This window comes from Paraburkholderia sp. BR10872 (assembly GCF_040965835.1).
GTDB lineage: Bacteria > Pseudomonadota > Gammaproteobacteria > Burkholderiales > Burkholderiaceae > Paraburkholderia > Paraburkholderia nodosa_A.
The window spans coordinates 86,177-106,252 of sequence record NZ_JBFRCN010000027.1 but is presented as its reverse complement, the minus strand read 5'-3'; the positions used below and the strand labels follow the sequence as shown (position 1 = coordinate 106,252).

Here is a 20,076-nt window from a genome sequence, read left to right as displayed (position 1 = left end):
TGTACTTGGCGTGCAGCTCCATGCCGAGCTGGAAGTTTTCGGTGGGCTCGCCGTCCTTGCCGACACCCATGTTGCCGGTGGCGACGCCCTTCACGGAACCGTCGTCGTTGTAGAGCACTTCGGCAGCCGGAAAGCCGGGGAAGATTTCCACGCCCAGGGCTTCGGCCTGCTGGCCCAGCCAGCGCGTGACGTTCGCGAGGCTGATGACGTAGTTGCCGTGGTTCTTGAAGTTGTCGGGCAGCGCCCAGTTCGGCACAGCCTTAGCCCCCGTTTCGGAAAGAAAAAGGAACTTGTCCTCGGTCACGGGCACGTTCAGCGGTGCGCCTTGCTCCTTCCAGTCCGGCATCAGTTCGTTCAGGGCACGCGGATCCATGACCGCGCCCGAGAGGATATGCGCCCCGATTTCCGAGCCTTTCTCCAGCACGCAGACGCCGATCTCAGTGCCTTTTTCCGCGGCCAGCTGCTTCAGGCGGATCGCGGCAGACAGCCCGGCGGGACCGCCACCGACGATCACCACGTCGTATTCCATCGACTCGCGTGGACCGTATTGCTCTAAAAGACTTGCGGGGGTCATCAATGCTCCTCTTGCCATTAGAATGCTTTTTTCGGGTTCGTATTGTCGGGTAACGTTCCCCGTGCCGCAACCCAACAGGCTAACATTAGCACGACCGTTCTATTCTTTGGCGTCAGATTTGGCGGGCCGACCCCGCCGCGTTCTGGCGCTTATTTACTTCTGAACAGGAACCGGAAATGGGCCGTTCGATCAATCTGGAAGGCAAGGTCGCGATGATCACGGGGGCCTCCAGCGGGCTCGGCAAGCGTTTCGCGCAGGTGCTCTCGCAGGCGGGTGCAAAGGTCGTGCTGGCGAGCCGTCGTGTGGAGCGGCTCAAGGAACTGCGCGCCGAAATCGAGGCGAGCGGGGGCGCCGCGCACGTCGTTTCGCTCGACGTGACCGACTACCAGAGCATACGCTCGGCGGTCGCGCACGCGGAAACCGAGGCGGGGACCATCGACATCCTCGTCAACAACTCGGGCGTCTCCACGACGCAAAAGCTCGCCGACGTCACGCCCGCCGACTTCGAATACGTGTTCGACACCAACACGCGCGGCGCCTTCTTCGTGGCCCAGGAAGTGGCCAAGCGCATGATCATGCGCGGCAACGGCGGCGGCCCGAAGCCGGCCTACCGCATCATCAATATCGCTTCGGTGGCGGGACTGCGTGTGCTGCCGCAAATCGGCCTGTACGCGATCAGCAAGGCCGCGGTCGTCCACATGACGAAGGCGATGGCGCTCGAGTGGGGCCGCCACGGCATCAACGTGAACGCGATCTGCCCGGGCTACATCGACACGGAGATCAACCACCACCACTGGTCGACCGAGCAGGGGCAAAAGCTCGTTTCGATGCTGCCGCGCCACCGCGTCGGCAAACCCGAAGACCTGGACGGCCTGCTGCTGCTGCTCGCCGCCGACGAGTCGTCGTTCATCAACGGTTCGATCATCACCGCCGACGACGGCTTCGGGCTCACCTGAACTGAGGCGAGTCCGGTCGGCGCCCGGCATTCTGTTTTCCGCAACAACACGAAGTTGAAGTGCAATGAGTGACTACCACCCCGTATTTGAAATGACCATGCCGATCCGTTGGGGCGACATGGATGCGTTCGGCCATGTGAACAACACGGTCTATTTCCGCTACATGGAGCAGGTGCGCATTTCCTGGTTCGAGCATCTGGGCGTGGCCTCCGAGAGCGGCGACGGACAGGGCCCCGTGATCGTCAATGCTTCGATGGAATTTCTCAAGCAACTGCATTACCCCGGCGACATCGTCTGCACGATGACGGTCGGCCAGCCCGGCCGCAGCAGCTTCGACACCGGTTTCGAGCTGCGCCGCGCCGACGAGCCGGACACGCTCTACGCACGCGGGAACGCGCGCTGTGTGTGGATCGACTACGCGGCAGGCAAATCGGTGCCGATTCCCGATATGTTGCGCGCCACCATCGAGCATGCCGGACTGGTGAAGTCCGACCGGATAGGCTGAGCGCCCCGATGTCGCGCGCTGCCCCGCAGTGCGCGGCCCTGGCGTCCTTACTGGCCGAGCAGCCGCTGCAGCAGCTCGGTGGCGTTGCCGGTGTCGTACTTGCGCATGAGACGCGCGCGATAGACATCCACGGTGCGCGGGCTGATATCGAGCACGCGCCCGATCTGCTTGCTGGTCTTGCCCGTAACGAGCTGCGCGGCGATCTCGCGCTCGCGCGGCGTGAGCTCGATGGCCACGCGGCGCGTCGCGCTCAGGTCTTCAAACGTCCAGACGCCCGCCGCGTGCGGCTCGGCGCGATCGAGAGAGCGCCCCGTGACGTGGCACCAGAAGAGTTCGCCGTTGGCGCGCTTCATGATGCGGTCGTCGGCATAGCTGCCTTGCGCCGTCATGATCGGCGGGATGCGTGCGCCAATGCGCTCGAACTCGTCCGCGGAAGGGTAGAGCACCTGGAACGACTGGCCGATCAGCGCCTCGCGTACGCAGCAGAAGATTGCGGCGACCTGGTCGTTGCAGTCGACGATGGTGCGCTCGCGCGCCAGTACGAGGCCGATGGGCGCGAGATGGAACGCGGTCTGGTAGTCGAGCGCGGAGCGTTCGACGGATTGGGTGGGAGCAGCCATGGCGGACGGTGCGGGTATTGCTTTATGTAGTTTTGCGTATTGTGCCGCAACAGGGGGCCAGCGTACGCTTTGCACCCATCGGAGGGGCAGTTTTCCAGGCTCGCGCGGCTCGTTTGGGCCCGTGCGCACGGCCCGGCCGGGCTGCCGGCTTCACGGCAGCGCCGCCGGGGCATGACTAGAATTGAACATCCGGACGCGCCAGACGTCCGCGCGACAAACCGGATTGGCGGATTTCCATTCGAGGAAGGGACACACTGATGAACAAGGTCTATAAAAGCGCGGCTGCCGCGCTCGAGGGCATCGTCAAGGACGGCCAGACATTCGCGGTTGGCGGTTTTGGGCTGTGCGGCATTCCCGAAGCCCTGATCGCCGCACTGCGCGATACGGGCGTGAAGGGCATCACCTGCATCAGCAACAACGCAGGCGTGGACGGCTTCGGCCTCGGCCTGCTGCTGGAGACGCGCCAGATCAAGAAAATGATCTCCTCCTACGTGGGCGAGAACAAGGAATTCGAGCGCCAGTATCTGTCGGGCGAACTCGAACTCGAATTCACGCCGCAAGGCACGCTGGCTGAAAAGCTGCGCGCGGGCGGCGCCGGCATCCCGGCGTTCTTCACGAATACCGGCTTCGGCACGCTGATCGCCGAAGGTAAGGAAACGCGCCAGTTCGGCGACAAGCACTATGTGCTCGAGCATTCGCTCACGGCAGACGTCGCGCTCGTGAAGGCATGGAAGGCCGACAAGTCGGGTAACCTGGTGTTCCGCCGCACGGCGCGCAACTTCAACCCGATGTGCGCGATGGCGGGCAAGATTACCGTGGCGGAAGTGGAAGAGATCGTCGAGAACGGCGCACTCGATCCGGACGCCGTTCATACGCCGGGCATCTTCGTGCAGCGCATCGTGCTCAACGCGCACCCGGAAAAGCGCATCGAACAACGCACCGTGCGCGCCGCAGCTGGCAAACCCGCGGGCAACTGAGGAAGGAGACCGACCATGGCTTGGAATCGTGACGAAATGGCCGCGCGCGCGGCGAAGGAACTGCAGGACGGCTTCTACGTGAACCTCGGCATCGGGCTGCCCACGCTCGTGGCCAACCATGTACCCGCGGGCATGGAAGTGTGGCTGCAGTCGGAAAACGGCCTGCTCGGCATCGGCCCGTTCCCGACCGAAGACGAAGTGGACGCCGACATGATCAACGCCGGCAAACAGACCGTGACAACGCTGGCGGGCTCGTCGATTTTCTCGTCCGCGGACTCGTTCGCGATGATTCGCGGCGGCCACATCAACCTGGCGATCCTCGGTGCGATGCAGGTGAGCGAGAAGGGCGACCTGGCCAACTGGATGATCCCCGGCAAGATGATCAAGGGTATGGGCGGCGCGATGGACCTCGTGGCGGGCGTCGGCCGCGTGGTCGTGCTGATGGAGCACGTCGCGAAGGGCGACCAGCACAAGATCCTCGAGGCCTGCACCTTGCCGCTGACGGGCGTGGGCGTGGTCGATCTCATCATCACCGACCTTGGCGTGATGGAAGTGAGCGATGCGGGTCTGAAGGTGACCGAACTCGCACCGGGCGTCACGATCGACGAGATCAAGGCGAAGACCGGCGCGCCGCTCGACGTGAGCGCCGTGGGCTGAACGTCGTCGCGTAAGCACGATTGGCGGCGGGCGAGACTTCAGTCTCGCCCGTTTCGTTTTTGCGCATGGCGTGCGCACGGTCCGCGTGCGGCTTGACCGACGATGCCGTGCGGCAAAGCCGTTTACAATCGGCCGAAAGCCTTGATGCGCCTTCGAGCGAGGATTCCGCGATGACCGAATCGACCGCAGTGCCGCGCCAGCAATACGTCCAGTGTCTCAGTCCCGCGGGCCTGCACCGCATCGCGTACACCGAGTGGGGCGACCCCGCCAACCCGCGCGTGCTCGTGTGCGTGCATGGACTCACGCGCTCGGGGCGCGACTTCGACCGCTTCGCGGCCGCGATGGCCGACCGGTATCGTGTCGTGTGCCCCGACGTGGCAGGGCGGGGGCTGTCATCGTGGCTGCTCGACCCGCGCGGCTACGGCGTCGCGCAGTATGTGGCCGACATGGTGACGTTGATCGCGCGTACCGGCGTGGAGAAGGTGGACTGGTTCGGCACGTCGATGGGCGGCCTGATCGGCATGGCGCTCGCGGGGCTGCCGGGCGCGCCCATCGGCCGCATGCTTCTCAACGACGTCGGGCCGCATATCGAACCCGCGTCGCTCGCGCGCATCGGCGAGTACGTCGGGCAAGGCGGGTCTTTCGCTACGCTCCAGGAAGGCATCGACAACGCGGCGCTTCTCGCGGCCTCGTTCGGTCCGCTGAGTGCCGATGAATGGCGCGAGATCAATACGCCGTTGCTGCATGAAGTGGAAGGCAAGTGGCGCTACCGGTACGACCCGCGCATTGCGGAGCCCTTCAAGTCGCTCACGCCCGAGCAGAACGAGGAGGGCGAGAAGTTCCTGTGGCGCTCGCTCGCCGCGTTCGAAGGGCCTGTGCTTGTCGTGCGCGGCGCGCTTTCGGACCTGCTTTCGCGTGAAACCGTCGAGAAGATGGTCGCGACCGGGCGCCAGGTATCGAGCGTCGAAATCGAGGGCGTCGGGCACGCGCCGGCCTTCCTCGCGCCCGACCAGATCGCGATCGCGCGCCGTTTCTTCGACGGCGAGGTCCTTCGCGCGTCATAATATGAGATTGGCCGGCATATTCCGGCGCGCGCCGATGCGCACCGGATCGTGCTGGTCCGGAAGTCGACCGTTTTTCACTTCTCAACAGGAATTTTCATGGCAGTCATTCGTCACCACGTTGGCCCGCGTCTCTCGGAAACCGCCATCCACAATGGCACCGTCTACCTGGCTGGCCAGATCGCCGAAGACACGACGCAAGACATCGGCGGCCAGATGCGCGAAGTGCTCGGCCACATCGACCGTCTGCTGGGTGAGGCGAACAGCGACAAGTCGCTGCTGCTCTCGGTGCAGATCTATATCGCCGACATGAAGGATTTCCCCGGCATGAACGCCGAGTGGGACAAGTGGGTTGCGCAAGGCGCGACGCCGCCGCGCGCGACGGTCGAAGCGAAGCTCGCGAATCCGGAATGCCTGGTCGAGATCGTCGTGGTGGCTGCGCAGCGCGATTGAGCGCAGCTGGTTGGATCCTTTTCGTTGTCGCCTGTCCGGCAAGCCGGTGGGCATCGCCTCATGAGTAGCGACACCGTTCCTCCTTCCCCCGCGGTTACCGCCGATCCCGGCGCGCTGCCGTCGCTCGACGACGCGCTTGCGTTCGTGCGCGAGCACGCCGGCGACGCACGTCTTTCCACGGGCGAGCCGCTCATCGAGCATGCGCAGGGCACGGCAGTCATCATGAGCCGGCTCAATGTCGACCCGCCTGCGGTGCTTGCCGCGGCGCTCTTCAATCTCGCGCCGCATCTCGACGATCCGGAAGGCGCGCTCGAAGCGCGCTTCGGCGCGGAAGTCGCGAAGCTCGTGTTCGACGTGCGCAAGCTCTTGCGGCTCGGCACCGTGAGCCTGCGCGCGGCGCAGCACGCCGTGCCCGAAGCGGGTCGCGAAAGTCGCGACGCCCAGGCGGCGCGGCGCGCGCAGGTCGAGTCGCTGCGCAAGATGCTGCTCGCGTTTGCGCAGGACATTCGCGTCGTGCTGATCCGGCTCGCGTCGCGTTTGCAGTCGCTGCGCTTTTATGCGGCGGCGAAGATCAAGCCGGCGCCCGAGATCGCGCACGAGACGCTCGAAATCTACGCACCGCTCGCCAACCGCCTCGGCATCTGGCAACTGAAGTGGGAACTCGAAGACCTCGCGTTCCGCTTCCAGGAGCCCGATACCTACAAGCGCATCGCAAAGCTGCTCGACGAAAAGCGCGTGGAGCGCGAGAGCTACGTGTCCGAGGCGATCGCGCGGCTGCAGAGCGAGCTTGCCGCTGCGCATATCCAGGCCGAGGTGAGCGGGCGGCCCAAGCACATCTACAGCATCTGGAAGAAGATGCGCGGCAAGGAGATCGACTTCTCCGAGCTTTACGACGTGCGCGCGTTCCGCGTGATCGTGCCCGACATCAAGGATTGCTACACGGTGCTCGGCATCGTGCACAACCTCTGGCAGCCGGTGCCGAGGGAATTCGACGACTACATCTCGCGGCCCAAGCCCAACGGTTATCGCTCGCTGCATACGGTCGTGATCGGCGACGACGGCCGCGCGTTCGAAGTGCAGATCCGCACGCACGAGATGCATCAGTTCGCCGAATACGGCGTGGCCGCGCACTGGCGCTACAAGGAAGCCGGTGCGAAGGGCTACGGCGGCCAGTTCAGCGCGAGCAGCAGCTACGACGAGAAGATCGCGTGGCTGCGCCAGCTGCTCGCCTGGAAGGACGATGTGTCGGATGGGCGCCAGCCGTGGGAGCAGTTGCGCCAGGCCACCCTCGACGACGACCACATCTACGTCCTCACGCCCCAGGCGCGCGTGATCGCGCTGCCGCAGGGCGCAACGCCGCTCGACTTCGCCTATCACCTGCACAGCGAACTGGGCCATCGCTGCCGCGGCGCGCGCGTGGACGGCGCGATGGTGCCGCTCAATACCCAGCTGCGCAACGGCCAGACGGTCGAAATCGTCTCGGTGAAAGAGGGCGGCCCGTCGCGGGACTGGCTCAATCCGCAGCTCGGTTATCTCCAGAGCCCGCGTGCGCGCCAGAAGGTCCGCGCGTGGTTCAACGCGATCGAGGCGCAGGAAAACATCGCCAACGGCCGCGCGATGGTGGAAAAGACGCTGCAGCGCGAGGGCCGCACGTCGGTCAGTCTCGATCAGCTCGCCGCCAAGCTGGGCTTCAAGTCGCCCGACGATCTCTTCAGCGTGGTCGGCAAGGAAGAGTTCAGCCTGCGCAACGTCGAGCACGCGCTGCACGACGCGCCCGCGGCCGAGCCCGAAGAGGAGACGCCCGAGCAGCTCACCAAGCGCGCGAGCGGCGCGAACGTCGCGCATGGCGGATCGTCGGGCGTGCTGGTGGTGGGCGTGGACGCGCTCCTTACGCAGCTCGCGCGCTGCTGCCGGCCCGCGCCGCCCGACGCGATCAGCGGTTTCGTCACGCGCGGCAAGGGCATGTCGATCCATCGCAGCGACTGCCCGACCTTCCGGCGCATGGCCGCCCGCGCGCCCGAGCGCGTGCTGCACACCACGTGGTCCGCCGACGTGATGGGCGGGCGCGGTCAGTCGGTCTACCCGGTCGACATCTCGATCGAGGCGACCGACCGCCAGGGTTTGCTGCGCGACATCTCCGAAGTGTTCGCGCGCGAGAAGATGAACGTGATCGGCGTGAAGACGCAGTCTCGCCGCAATGCGGCGTACATGCAGTTCACGGTGGAAGTGTCGAGTTCGGCGCAGATCCAGCGCGCCTGCGTGCTGCTCGGTGAGGTGGGCGGCGTGCAGCGGGCGTCGCGCAGGGGCTGAGGCGGCCAGACGAGGCAGGCAAAGATTGCCGCGCTGCAAAAAATGCTTGCCAAGTCTGTGGCTACTTCATATAATCTTCCTTCTTCAGGCTCGTAGCTCAGCTGGTTAGAGCACCACCTTGACATGGTGGGGGTCGTTGGTTCGAGTCCAATCGAGCCTACCAACGAAATCGAATCCCTGGCTTTGCCGGGGGCTCAAGGCAGTAAATGCACACAGCGCGCTGCGCCTGCAAAGGAAGCAGCCATAAGGCGAATACGGTTATGACACCGCGAACGTTTACCGAAACTACTTCGGAGCGACGCTAGTCGAGGACCTCTTTCGCCTCTGCAGTCAGGTTTGAAAAGTGAATGCGGCCCCTCGAAAGCGGGGCCGCATTTTTTTTCGCTGCGAAGTTTTCCGCGGTCTGTTCCCCACGAACAATACGATGTGCCTGCGCGGCACTTCTGGAGAAAAACATGGTTGCGATACGTCTGCCCGACGGTTCGGTTCGACAGTACGATCATCCCGTCACGGTCGCCGAAGTGGCGGCTTCGATTGGCCCCGGCCTCGCCAAGGCGGCGCTCGGCGGCAAGCTCGACGGCGAACTGGTCGATACGTCGACGCTGATCGATCGCGACGCATCGCTCGCCATCGTCACGGACAAGGACGCCGACGGCCTCGACATCATCCGTCACTCGACGGCGCACTTGCTCGCCTACGCGGTGAAGGAGCTGTATCCGGAAGCGCAGGTCACGATCGGACCGGTCATCGACAACGGTTTCTATTACGACTTCGCCTACAACCGCCCCTTCACGCCCGAAGATCTCGAGAAGATCGAAAAGCGCATGCAGGAACTCTCGAAGAAGGACGAGCCGGTGTCGCGCCGCGTCGTCACGCGCGGCGAAGCCGTGGACTACTTCAAGAGCATCGGCGAGAAGTACAAGGCCGAGATCATCGAGTCGATTCCGGGCGCCGAGGAAATCAAGCTGTACTCGCACGGCGGCTTCACGGACCTGTGCCGCGGCCCGCACGTGCCGTCCACGGGCAAGCTGAAGGTCTTCAAGCTCATGAAGGTCGCGGGTGCATATTGGCGCGGCGACTCGAAGAACGAGCAGCTGCAGCGCATCTACGGCACGGCCTGGACGAAGAAGGAAGACCAGGATCAGTACCTCCACATGCTCGAAGAGGCCGAAAAGCGCGACCACCGCAAGCTCGGCAAGCAGCTCGACCTGTTCCACATGCAGGACGAGTCGCCGGGCATGGTGTTCTGGCACCCGAAGGGCTGGACGCTCTGGCAGCAGGTCGAGCAGTACATGCGCGGCCGCCTGCGCCTGGCCGGCTACGACGAAATCAAGACGCCGATGATCATGGACCGTTCGCTCTGGGAAGCGTCGGGTCACTGGCAGAACTATCGTGAAAACATGTTCACGACGGAGTCGGAAAAGCGCGACTACGCGATCAAGCCGATGAACTGCCCGGGCCATGTCCAGGTGTTCAACCATGGCCTGCGCTCGTACCGCGATCTGCCCCTGCGCTACGCGGAGTTCGGCTCGTGCCACCGCAACGAGGCGTCGGGCGCGCTGCACGGCCTCATGCGCGTGCGCGGCTTCGTCCAGGACGATGCGCACATCTTCTGTACGGAAGATCAGATCATCAGCGAGTCAATCGCCTTCAACACGCTGGCGATGAGCATTTACAAGGATTTCGGGTTCGATCACATCGACATCAAGCTCTCGCTGCGCCCGGATTCGCGCGCGGGGACGGATGAGACGTGGGATCGCGCCGAGCAGGGCCTGCGCGAGGCGCTCACGGCCTGCGGTCTGCAGTGGGAAGAACTGCCGGGCGAGGGCGCGTTCTACGGTCCGAAGGTCGAGTACCACATCAAGGACGCGCTCGGCCGCTCGTGGCAGTGCGGCACGCTGCAGCTGGACATGGTCCTGCCGGAGCGCCTTGGCGCCGAGTACGTGGCCGAGGACAACAGCCGCCGCCGCCCGATCATGCTGCACCGGGCCATCCTCGGTTCGATGGAGCGCTTCCTCGGGATTCTGATCGAGCACCATGCCGGCGCGATGCCGCCGTGGCTCGCTCCGGTGCAGGCCGTTGTGATGAATATCGCGGAAAGTCAGGCCGAATATGCCGCGAATCTGGTCCAATCGTTGCAAAAACAAGGGCTTAGAGTGGTGGCCGATTTGCGCAACGAGAAAATTAGCTATAAAATACGCGAGCACACGCTTGAGAAGGTCCCATACCTGCTTGTCGTCGGCGACAAGGAGCGTGAAGCACAAACGGTAGCCGTGCGTGCCCGTGGCGGCGTCGATCTGGGTGTCATGCCCGTCGATGCCTTTACAGCGCGTCTTGCGGAAGACATCAAGACGTTCAGGTAAGCCACTGCGGCAGCGCGGCTCGTTTTTTTAATTTTTAGAGGAAACGTAACATCGCTACGGATAAGTCGCATCGCATCAACGGTGAAATCACTGCACCCGAGGTGCGTCTCGTCGGAATCGAGAACGAGCCGCTCGGCATCGTAAAACTGGCCGATGCGTTCCGCATGTCGGAACAGCAGGACGTCGATCTGGTTGAAATTGCCCCGCAGGCGGTGCCTCCCGTGTGCCGCCTCATGGACTACGGCAAGTTCAAGTACCAGGAATCGAAGAAGCAGCACGAGGCCAAGCTCAAGCAGAAGGTCATCCAGGTCAAGGAAGTCAAATTCCGCCCGGGTACAGACGATGGCGATTACAACGTCAAGTTGCGTAATCTCATCCGCTTCCTCGACGATGGCGACAAAACGAAGATCACGTTGCGTTTCCGGGGCCGCGAAATGGCCCACCAGGAAATCGGTATGCGTATGCTCGAGCGCCTGCGCACCGACCTCGAAGAAGTCGGTCAGGTCGAGCAAATGCCGAAGATGGAAGGGCGCCAGATGATCATGGTGCTCTCGCCCAAGAAGAAGAAGTAACTGGCGTGCCGCGCGGTTCGACCTGCGCGGCGGTCAACATGCAGTTTTCAATGACGTCTTCGGCGCCCAGGCGCAGGAGGCGGCAAGCAGGTTCCGGAACGGCGCCCGCGCGCTGCACGTGAAGTGCGGCAAACGGGCGTTTTTCCTGGAAGCGGCGGCGAGCTTGTTTTCAAAAGCCAGCCAGTCGCCAAAACAAGTGGAGTGGGTTTCGAAGGGCGGAGTCCCGGCAAGGTGTGTGAACACTGCGCCAACCGCACACCCATGTCCATCAAATAATGGAGTTGTCTGTCATGCCGAAGATGAAGACCAAGAAGAGCGCTGCAAAGCGCTTCGTGGTTCGTCCGGGCGGTACCGTCAAGCGCGGTCAAGCCTTCAAGCGTCACATCCTGACCAAGAAGACCACCAAGAACAAGCGTCATCTGCGTGGTGCAACGGCCGTTCATGATTCCGATCTGAACTCCGTGCGCGCAATGCTGCCGTTCGCGTAATCCTCAACCGATAACTCATAGGAGCGAAACATGCCTCGAGTCAAACGTGGGGTTACCGCACGGGCCCGCCACAAGAAGATCATCAACCTGGCCAAGGGTTACCGCGGCCGTCGCAATAACGTCTATCGCATCGCCAAGCAGGCGGTCATGCGCGCAGGCCAGTACGCCTACCGCGATCGCCGCAACAAGAAGCGTGTGTTCCGCGCACTGTGGATCACGCGTATCAACGCGGCGGTGCGTCAGCACGACATGACCTACAGCGTGTTCATCAACGGCCTGAAGAAGGCTTCGATCGAACTCGACCGCAAGGTTCTGGCTGACATGGCTGTGTTCGACAAGGCTGCATTTGCTGCGATCGTCAAGCAGGTGAAGGCCGCCGTCGCTGCCTGATAGCAGGTATTGCGCAGGTTCGTTGCAGCAGACATTCCGGTAGTCTCGGTGATGCTGCAACAAAAACGGGGCTCCTCACCGAGCCCCGTTTTTGTTGGTAATTACGCTTCTTGCGCCGCTTCATGGAGTGTCTTCGCGCCGTCATTGCCAGGCGTCATCATGGCGTGCCGTGAGCGCGGAGAGGCTCCAAGTCTCAAACTCTGACGCTGAAAAGATGGGATCAATGGATCTGGACCAGATTGTCGCCGACGCGCAAAGCGCGTTCGCCTCCGCCCCCGACGTCAACACGCTTGAAAACGAAAAGGCCCGCTTTCTCGGCAAGTCCGGCGCGCTGACCGAACTGCTCAAGGGTCTCGGCAAGCTCGACGCGGAAACGCGCAAGACCGAAGGCGCGCGCATCAACGCCGTCAAGCAGCAAGTGGAAGCCGCGCTCACCGCGCGCCGCCAGGCGCTCGCGGACGCGCTCCTGAACCAGCGTCTCGCCGCCGAGGCGATCGACGTCACGCTGCCGGGCCGCGGCACGGGCACGGGCAGCCTGCACCCCGTGATGCAGACGTGGGAACGCGTCGAGCGCATTTTCGGCTCGATCGGCTTCGACGTGGCCGACGGTCCGGAGATCGAAACCGACTGGTACAACTTCACCTCGCTCAACAGCCCGGAGAACCATCCGGCGCGCTCCATGCAGGACACGTTCTACGTGGACGGCAAGGACGCCGATGGCCGTCAGCTTTTGTTGCGCACGCACACGAGTCCGATGCAGGTGCGCTACGCGCGCACGCACACGCCGCCCATCAAGGTGATCGTGCCGGGCCGCACGTATCGCGTGGACAGCGACGCCACGCACTCGCCGATGTTCAATCAGGTCGAAGGTCTGTGGATCGAAGAGAACATCAGCTTCGCAGACCTGAAGGGTGTCTACACGGACTTCCTCAAGAAGTTCTTCGAACGTGACGACATTCAGGTGCGCTTCCGTCCGTCGTACTTCCCGTTCACGGAGCCGTCGGCCGAAATCGACATGATGTTCGAGCAAGGCAAGAACGCCGGCAAGTGGCTCGAGATCTCGGGCTCGGGCCAGGTGCATCCGACCGTGATCCGCAACATGGGCCTCGACCCGGAGCGCTACATCGGCTTTGCGTTCGGCAGCGGCCTCGAACGCCTGACGATGCTGCGCTATGGCGTGCAGGACCTGCGCCTGTTCTTCGAAGGCGATCTGCGCTTTTTGCGTCAGTTCGCGTAGAGCGGCGACGCATTCGCTTGCAGTGCGCGAGGCGGACGCAGCATCTGAAGAAGGTGCGCGAGCATCCGCCTACGCGACGGTCACAATCTGTCTGGAACGTAAAACCAAATGCTATTCCCCGAATCCTGGCTGAGAAGCTTTGTCGATCCGAAGCTCACGACCGATGAACTGGCCCACGCGCTCACCATGGCCGGCCTCGAAGTCGAAGGCCTGAGCCCGGCGGCGCCCCCCACCACGAGAATCGTCGTGGGCCGTGTGCTCGAAGTCGTCAAGCACCCGGACGCGGACAAGCTCAACGTCACGCAAGTCGATGCCGGCACCGGCGCGACGCTGCAGATCGTATGCGGCGCGCCCAACGTCGCGCCCGGCATCAAGGTGCCCGTGGCGCTCGTGGGCGCCGAGCTGCCGCCCGCCGAAGAAGGCGGCAAGCCTTTCGCGATCAAGCTCTCGAAGCTGCGTGGCGTGGAAAGCCAGGGCATGCTGTGCTCCGCGCGTGAACTGAAGCTCTCGGAAGACCACAGCGGCCTGATGATCCTGCCGGAAAACACGCCGATCGGCCAGGACATCCGCGAAGCGCTGAATCTCGACGACACCATCTTCGAAATCAAGCTCACGCCGAACAAGGCCGATTGCCTTTCGGTGTATGGCATCGCGCGCGAAACGGCCGCGATCACCGGCGCGCCGCTGCAGGCGCCCGTGTATCCGAAGGTCGAAGTGAAGCTCGATGAAAAGCTGCCCGTGAAGATCTCGGCGCCGGACCTGTGCGGCCGCTTCTCGGGCCGCGTGATCCGCGGCGTGAACGCGCACGCGAAGACGCCGATGTGGATGGTCGAGCGCCTCGAGCGTTCGGGCCAGCGCAGCATCTCGGCGCTCGTCGATATTTCGAACTACGTGATGCTCGAACTCGGCCGTCCGTCGCACGTGTTCGATCTCGACAAGATCCACGGCTCGATGGACGTGCGCTGGGGCCGTAAAGGAGAGACGCTCAGGCTGCTCAACGGCAATACCGTCGAAGTCGATGAAACCGTGGGCGTGATCGCCGACGACCGCGAGATCGAAAGCCTCGCGGGCATCATGGGCGGCGACAGCACGGCCGTCACGCTCGACACCACGAACATCTATCTCGAAGCCGCCTTCTGGTGGCCGGACAGCATTCGTGGCCGCTCGCGCCGCTACAACTTCTCGACCGATGCAGGCCATCGCTTCGAGCGCGGCGTGGACTGGTCGACGACTGTCGAGCACATCGAGCGCATCACGCAGCTGATCCTCGATATCTGCGGCGGCGCAGCCGGCCCGATCGACGATCAAACCGTGAACGTGCCTACGCGCGAAGCGGTGAAAATGCGCGTGGCGCGCGCGAACCGCATCATCGGCGTGAAGATCAGTGCCGACGAGATCGCGCAGATTTTCACTCGCCTCGGCCTCGCGTTCACGCGCAGCGTTGACAACGCGGGCGACGAGAGCTTCATCGTCACGCCGCCGCCGTACCGCTTCGACATCGAGATCGAAGAAGACCTGATCGAGGAAGTCGCGCGTATCTACGGCTTCGAAAAGATTCCGGCGTTGCCGCCGGTGGCGCGCAGCGAAATGCGCGCCACCTACGAAACGCGCCGTTCGATCCACGCCATTCGCCACGCGCTCGCCGCGCGCGACTACGCCGAGACGATCAACTTCAGCTTCGTCGATGCCGAATGGGAACAGGACTTCGCGGGCAACGCGAATCCCGTGAAGCTGCTGAACCCGATCGCGAACCAGCTCTCGGTCATGCGCACGACGCTGTTCGGCAGCCTCGTCAACGTGCTGCGCCACAACCTCAACCGCCGCGCCGACCGCGTGCGCGTGTTCGAGGCGGGCCGCGTGTTCCTGCACGATCCGTCGATCAAGGCGAGCGAGATGACGGTGGAAGGCTTCGCACAACCGAAGATGATCGGCGCGCTCGCGTACGGTCCCGCGCTCGAAGAGCAGTGGGGCGCGCAGACGCGCGGCGTGGACTTCTTCGACGTGAAGGGCGATCTCGAAGCGTTGTTCGCATCGCTCGGCGCCGCGAAGACGCCGCGTTTCGTGAAGGCAGAGCACCCCGCGCTGCACCCGGGACGTAGCGCACGCATCGAAGTCGATGGCCGTGCCGTGGGCTGGATCGGCGAGCTGCATCCGCGCTGGATGCAGAAGTACGACCTGCCGCATGCACCGATGCTCTTCGAGGTCGAGGCCGACGCACTGATGGCGCGCGAACTGCCGACGCCAGGCGAAGTCTCGAAATTCCCGCCGGTCCGCCGTGACATCGCTCTCGTTGTCGATCAAAAGATCGAGGTGCAAGCGCTGCTCGACGAGTTCCAGAAGGGCATGCAAGACGAGCCTTGCCGGATTGTGCAGAGGGTTGCGCTTTTCGATGAATTTCGTGCAAAATCAAATACTTCCGGACTTGGCGCGGACGAGAAAAGCCTTGCCTTCCGGGTGACCCTGCAAGATACTGGCGGAACCCTTCAGGACGAAACGGTCGATACGGCCATCAAGTCCCTGGTGGATCGCCTGGCTCGAGTGTATGGCGCCCGGTTGCGCGGATAAGCTTCTCGGCTCTTCACGTACCGACATCGGCTTCCGGTTTGCGAGGTGGCAAGTCAACCCCGCAACCGGCAGCGCGCCATTGCATAGATAGATGAACGAAATGAACTCGAGTGATTTCGAAGCCCTTCTTGCGGCACAGCGTAGCGCCATGATTCGCGACATTCCTGCCTCGTCGGCAAGCGCCACGAACGACACGCCCACGCTGACGAAAGCCGAACTCGCTGAGCTGCTGTTCGACAACGTCGGTCTCAACAAGCGCGAAGCGAAAGACATGGTCGAAGCCTTCTTCGAAGTGATTCGCGACGCGCTTGAAAGCGGCGACAGCGTGAAGCTGTCCGGCTTCGGTAATTTTCAGTTGCGCGACAAACCGCAACGACCCGGCCGCAACCCGAAGACGGGCGAGGCGATACCCATCGCGGCGCGTCGCGTGGTGACGTTCCATGCGAGCCAGAAGTTGAAGGCGCTCGTGGAGAGCGGTGCCGAGGCGAGCTTCCCGCGTTGATGCGTTGAGGTTGTTTGCCCGCGCTGGTGGCAATCTGGCGGGCGTGAACGTATAAGTAGAAATAGCGGACTTCAAGGACCCAGGCGGCGACGCCTCATTGCGCAACCCCCACGACGGCAACCCGGCGATGACATCGACAAGCGAAAAGGTCGTCTTGCCTCCCATACCCGCCAAGCGCTACTTCACCATTGGCGAGGTGAGCGAGCTGTGCGGCGTGAAGCCTCACGTACTGCGGTATTGGGAGCAGGAGTTCACGCAGTTGAAGCCGGTGAAGCGGCGCGGCAATCGTCGCTATTACCAGCATCACGAGGTATTGCTGATCCGTCGCATTCGCGAACTGCTCTACGAGCAGGGGTTCACGATCAACGGCGCGCGCAATCGGCTCGACTCGCATGGGGCGGCAGTCGACGAAGCCGGGCAGTCGGAAACCGTGGGGGCACCGGTCGCCGAAGGCAAGACCGCCCTCGTGGACGTCGATCAGTTGCGCAAGGAATTGCTGCATGTGCTCGATCTGCTCGGGCGCTGAAACACCCCGCTGAAGGCATATGTGAGTCGTTCACGAATTACGTGCGAAGCGGTTCTAATTAGGGAAACTCTCTGTTATACTTTCTAGCTCTCGGGGCGTAGCGCAGCCTGGTAGCGTACCTGCATGGGGTGCAGGTGGTCGGAGGTTCAAATCCTCTCGCCCCGACCAGAAATAGAGCCCGCGTAGTCGAAAGATTGCGCGGGCTTTGTCTTTTGTGCGCCGCGAAGAAAACGAGAAGCACAGCACACGAACGAGACCGCAAGATCCGGCTGTTAATTTTTCTCACATATCGGTGAGAATCCTTCGTTATACGGCGGGTGCCGCTCGCCTTACGATACGCATACCTTCGCGCCGGTGATTCGTGCAATCGCGCGCCCGCGCGCAACCCTGTGCTCACTCAGCGCCACCTCACATGAACCCGATCGAACTCGCGCAACTGGTCCTCCTCGCCGCCCTGTGGGGCGGGTCGTTTCTGTTCATCCGCGTCGGCGTGACCGACTTCGGCGTCGCGCCGCTGATGGCGTTGCGCGTCGGCATCGGCGCGCTGTTCCTGCTGCTCGTGCTGTTTTCGCGCCGCCCCGCGCGCGAGGCGCTCGGCACGCTGCGCGAACGCGCGTGGCCGCTTTTCATTGTCGGCATCCTCAATTCGGCCGCGCCGTTCTGCCTCTTCGCGTGGGCCGAACTCACGCTCTCCGCGGGCGTCACGTCTGTGATCAACGCGACCACGCCGCTGTGGGGCGCGGTCGTCGCGTATGTGTGGCTCAAGGATCGTTTGAGTGGCCTGCGCGTGGTCGGGCTCGCGATCGGCTTCGCGGGCGTGCTCGCACTGGTGTGGGATCAGGTCGTGACGCACGCCGGCGACGGCGCATCATCCACCAGCGCCGCGCTTGCCGCCTTCGCGGCGCTCGTTGCTGCGGCGCTGTATGGCGTTGCCGCGAGCTACACGAAGCGCCATCTCACGGGCGTCGATCCGCTCACGGTCGCCGCCGGGACGATGACGGGCGCGACGCTCGTGCTCGCGCCGTTCGCCGTGGCAACCTGGCCGGCTACTCCCATCTCGCTGCATGCATGGGGCGCGGTGCTCGGCCTTGGCGTGGCGTGCACGGGCATCGCGTATCTGTTGTTCTTCCGCCTGATCGCAGCGGTGGGCCCGGCGCGCGCGATCACGGTGACGTTCGTGATCCCGATTTTCGGCATTCTGTGGGGCGCGCTCTTTCTCGGCGAGCGCGTGTCGATGGGCATGGTCGAGGCATGCGCGGCGATTCTTGTGGGCACCGCGCTTGCCACCGGCTTCGTGAAGCGCTTGCCGGGATTCACCGCGCGCCGCAGCGGCGCAGGCGCGGAACGCTAGCAGCGTAGGGCGCGTAACGCACTGCCTTGCGCGCCGGTTTAACGAAATCGCGTGACGCTCACCGTCGCGCGATTTGCATTCTGAAGTTCGCTCAAGCCGCCGCGCGAGGCGCGGCTTTCACTTCCTTCTCCCGATCGCTGCGGCCAGCGCGCCCGATCGGCAACGTCGCGACGATCACCGCCCCCATCACGAGCAGCACCGCGGAATAGATGAGCCCCGCGGCATAGCTGTGCGTCGCGTCCTTGAGCCAGCCGACCACGAGCGGATTCGCCGCCGAGCTGATATTGCCGATCGCATTGATCACGGCGATACCCACTGCGCGCGCCTGCGGCGTGAACGCCTGATCGGGCGTGGTCCAGAAGATCGACATCGCCGTGTACGACCCCGCCGATGCGAGGCACACGCCAAGCAACTGCACGAGCGGCGCGCCGCCTTGCGCCGTCAGCACGCAGCCGAGCCCGGAGAGCAGCATGGGCGCGGCGAGGTGCCATTTGCGTTCCTGACGACGGTCCGAGCGGCGCCCCCACACGATCATCGCGACGATGGTGACGATCTGCGGAATCGTCGCGACGAGGCCCACGGTGACGTTGCTCGCACCGGCGCTGAAGCCCTTCACGATCAGCGGTGCCCATACTGCGACCATCGCGAGCGTATTGACGAGGCAGAAGTACGCCGCCGCGAAGCGCAGGACCACGGGCGAGCGCAGTTGATGCCAGAGGCTGCGCTCGCTCGCTGCTTGCGCCGTAGGCGCAGCGAGGGCCTCGGACGGCTCGGCGAGCGCGGCTTCGAGCGTGCGCTTTTCTTGCGCGCTGAGCCAGCGCGCGGCGCGCGGCGTGTCGTCGAGATAAAAGAACGCCACGCAGCCGAGCAGTGCGGCCGGCATGCCTTCGAGCACGAACAGCCATTGCCAGCCGGCGAGTCCCGCATGGCCGTCGAGTTTGAGGATGAAGCCCGAGACCGCGGAGCCGAGCGCGGCCGTCACGGGCATCGCGATCATGAAGAGCGCGTTGGCGCGGGCGCGCCACGCGCTCGGGAACCAGCAGGTGAGATAGAGCAGCATGCCGGGCAGAAAGCCTGCCTCGGTCACGCCAACCAGCATGCGCAGCCAGTAGAGCGTGGTGGCGTTGGTGGCGAACATCGTCGCGGTGGAGGCGAGGCCCCACGCAATCATGATGAAGCTGATCCAGCGGCGCGCACCGACGCGCGCGAGCATCAGATTGCCCGGAATGCCGCACGCGATATAGGCGACGTAGAAGAGGGTGGTGGCAAAGCCGAACTGCGTGCTCGACAGGCCGAGGTCCTTCATCATCGTCAGGCCCGCGAAGCCGATGTTGATGCGGTCGAGGAACGAGACGACGAACAGCAGGAACAAGAAGCCGAGCAAATGGCGCGAGACCTTGCGCGTGACTTGTTCGGTGGCGGCTGCGCAGTTTGACTGTGCCTGCGCGGACGTTTGCGGCACGCGCGAAGCATGCCCTTGCGGGATTGGGCTCATGTGTCTCCTCCTAAGCACCGGGACGTGAGCGTGGCAAGGGTTATGACGTTGTTGTTTGCCGCGGATCACAATTCACGCGGATTATGCGAGGCGCCTGCGCGCTGTCTGTCCTCAATTTGGGTACAGCTGCGCAGCGCATTCCGCGAAGTTCGGGAATACCCGGGTCCAGGCGCCATGCCGGTTTTACGCAGAGGGATATCGGGACGACCAGCAAGTCTGAAAATCGTTATTCAGAGATCTGAATGCCCGGTAAATCTAAAGCTCGTAATTGAGACGGATTCGGTAACGAGGTGAGTCCTATTTCGCAAATCCTTCCGTCAATAATCGATGAGCACCATTTATTCGCCTCAATAATCGAAACTGAAAGCTGGCAGTCAGTCATTTTGAAGCCACAGGGCCTTGCAGTGGCGCGATTTGTTGGCTCGCCAGCGAGCGTGTTCGATTTTTCGACGCTAAACTTCGCTCTCATATGTG

The 20,076-nt window shown here is 63.5% G+C and carries 19 protein-coding genes and 2 tRNA genes; 18 read left to right on the top strand and 3 right to left on the bottom strand.

The window, feature by feature from the left end; all coding sequences use genetic code 11:
- The coding region (locus AB4Y43_RS21535) for an NAD(P)/FAD-dependent oxidoreductase (protein ID WP_368728730.1) at nt 1-574 on the bottom strand (574 nt) is incomplete at its 3' end.
- Between the two features lie 176 nt (nt 575-750).
- On the opposite strand from AB4Y43_RS21535, the gene AB4Y43_RS21530 reads away from it, so the two are divergent.
- A complete protein-coding gene (locus tag AB4Y43_RS21530; RefSeq protein ID WP_028204260.1) occupies nt 751-1,530 on the top strand; it encodes an SDR family oxidoreductase in 780 nt (259 codons plus the stop codon).
- A 64-nt stretch (nt 1,531-1,594) separates the two neighbouring features.
- Complete coding sequence (locus AB4Y43_RS21525) at nt 1,595-2,035, top strand: thioesterase family protein (RefSeq protein WP_069268196.1); 441 nt, start codon at nt 1,595-1,597, stop codon at nt 2,033-2,035.
- Between the two features lie 47 nt (nt 2,036-2,082).
- Here AB4Y43_RS21525 and AB4Y43_RS21520 read toward each other — a convergent pair whose 3' ends face one another.
- On the bottom strand, nt 2,083-2,655 hold the full coding sequence (locus tag AB4Y43_RS21520; RefSeq protein ID WP_069268195.1) for a LuxR C-terminal-related transcriptional regulator: 573 nt from the start codon (nt 2,653-2,655) through the stop codon (nt 2,083-2,085).
- Between the two features lie 257 nt (nt 2,656-2,912).
- On the opposite strand from AB4Y43_RS21520, the gene AB4Y43_RS21515 reads away from it, so the two are divergent.
- From AB4Y43_RS21515 to AB4Y43_RS21440, 16 genes are all read left to right on the top strand, one after another.
- On the top strand, nt 2,913-3,632 hold the full coding sequence (locus tag AB4Y43_RS21515; RefSeq protein WP_069268194.1) for a CoA transferase subunit A: 720 nt from the start codon (nt 2,913-2,915) through the stop codon (nt 3,630-3,632).
- Between the two features lie 15 nt (nt 3,633-3,647).
- Nucleotides 3,648-4,289, top strand: coding sequence for a CoA transferase subunit B (locus AB4Y43_RS21510; protein ID WP_069268193.1), 642 nt, complete (start codon nt 3,648-3,650; stop codon nt 4,287-4,289).
- A 170-nt stretch (nt 4,290-4,459) separates the two neighbouring features.
- Nucleotides 4,460-5,353: an alpha/beta fold hydrolase gene (locus tag AB4Y43_RS21505; protein ID WP_368728729.1), complete on the top strand. Its 894-nt coding sequence runs from the start codon at nt 4,460-4,462 to the stop codon at nt 5,351-5,353.
- Nucleotides 5,354-5,449: 96 nt separating this feature from the next.
- Nucleotides 5,450-5,803, top strand: coding sequence for a RidA family protein (locus tag AB4Y43_RS21500; RefSeq protein ID WP_069268191.1), 354 nt, complete (start codon nt 5,450-5,452; stop codon nt 5,801-5,803).
- 60 nt (nt 5,804-5,863) lie between these two features.
- Entirely contained in the window at nt 5,864-8,113 is a 2,250-nt protein-coding gene (locus AB4Y43_RS21495) for a bifunctional (p)ppGpp synthetase/guanosine-3',5'-bis(diphosphate) 3'-pyrophosphohydrolase (RefSeq protein ID WP_342945945.1), read from the top strand.
- Between the two features lie 86 nt (nt 8,114-8,199).
- Nucleotides 8,200-8,276: transfer RNA gene (locus tag AB4Y43_RS21490), tRNA-Val, on the top strand.
- A 292-nt stretch (nt 8,277-8,568) separates the two neighbouring features.
- Nucleotides 8,569-10,476, top strand: a complete 1,908-nt coding sequence (thrS, locus tag AB4Y43_RS21485; protein ID WP_368728728.1) for a threonine--tRNA ligase — start codon at nt 8,569-8,571, stop codon at nt 10,474-10,476.
- Nucleotides 10,477-10,526: 50 nt separating this feature from the next.
- On the top strand, nt 10,527-11,048 hold the full coding sequence (gene infC, locus AB4Y43_RS21480) for a translation initiation factor IF-3 (protein WP_083245567.1): 522 nt from the start codon (nt 10,527-10,529) through the stop codon (nt 11,046-11,048).
- A 290-nt stretch (nt 11,049-11,338) separates the two neighbouring features.
- Nucleotides 11,339-11,536, top strand: coding sequence for a 50S ribosomal protein L35 (gene rpmI, locus AB4Y43_RS21475; protein WP_004191477.1), 198 nt, complete (start codon nt 11,339-11,341; stop codon nt 11,534-11,536).
- A 30-nt stretch (nt 11,537-11,566) separates the two neighbouring features.
- On the top strand, nt 11,567-11,926 hold the full coding sequence (gene rplT / locus AB4Y43_RS21470) for a 50S ribosomal protein L20 (protein ID WP_004192938.1): 360 nt from the start codon (nt 11,567-11,569) through the stop codon (nt 11,924-11,926).
- Nucleotides 11,927-12,149: 223 nt separating this feature from the next.
- Complete coding sequence (pheS, locus tag AB4Y43_RS21465) at nt 12,150-13,163, top strand: phenylalanine--tRNA ligase subunit alpha (RefSeq protein WP_069268188.1); 1,014 nt, start codon at nt 12,150-12,152, stop codon at nt 13,161-13,163.
- Nucleotides 13,164-13,271: 108 nt separating this feature from the next.
- Nucleotides 13,272-15,728, top strand: coding sequence for a phenylalanine--tRNA ligase subunit beta (gene pheT / locus AB4Y43_RS21460; protein WP_368728727.1), 2,457 nt, complete (start codon nt 13,272-13,274; stop codon nt 15,726-15,728).
- Between the two features lie 91 nt (nt 15,729-15,819).
- Nucleotides 15,820-16,230: an integration host factor subunit alpha gene (locus AB4Y43_RS21455; RefSeq protein WP_028204248.1), complete on the top strand. Its 411-nt coding sequence runs from the start codon at nt 15,820-15,822 to the stop codon at nt 16,228-16,230.
- 127 nt (nt 16,231-16,357) lie between these two features.
- Nucleotides 16,358-16,756 carry a MerR family transcriptional regulator gene (locus AB4Y43_RS21450; RefSeq protein WP_069268186.1) on the top strand — a complete coding sequence of 133 codons (399 nt, stop codon included), beginning with the start codon at nt 16,358-16,360 and terminating at the stop codon, nt 16,754-16,756.
- 91 nt (nt 16,757-16,847) lie between these two features.
- Nucleotides 16,848-16,924 (top strand) — tRNA-Pro (locus AB4Y43_RS21445).
- 244 nt (nt 16,925-17,168) lie between these two features.
- On the top strand, nt 17,169-18,107 hold the full coding sequence (locus tag AB4Y43_RS21440) for a DMT family transporter (RefSeq protein WP_069268185.1): 939 nt from the start codon (nt 17,169-17,171) through the stop codon (nt 18,105-18,107).
- Between the two features lie 91 nt (nt 18,108-18,198).
- Here AB4Y43_RS21440 and AB4Y43_RS21435 read toward each other — a convergent pair whose 3' ends face one another.
- Nucleotides 18,199-19,602 (bottom strand): MFS transporter, encoded by a 1,404-nt coding sequence (locus AB4Y43_RS21435; RefSeq protein ID WP_368728726.1) that lies wholly within the window; start codon nt 19,600-19,602, stop codon nt 18,199-18,201.
- Nucleotides 19,603-20,076 lie beyond the last annotated feature (474 nt).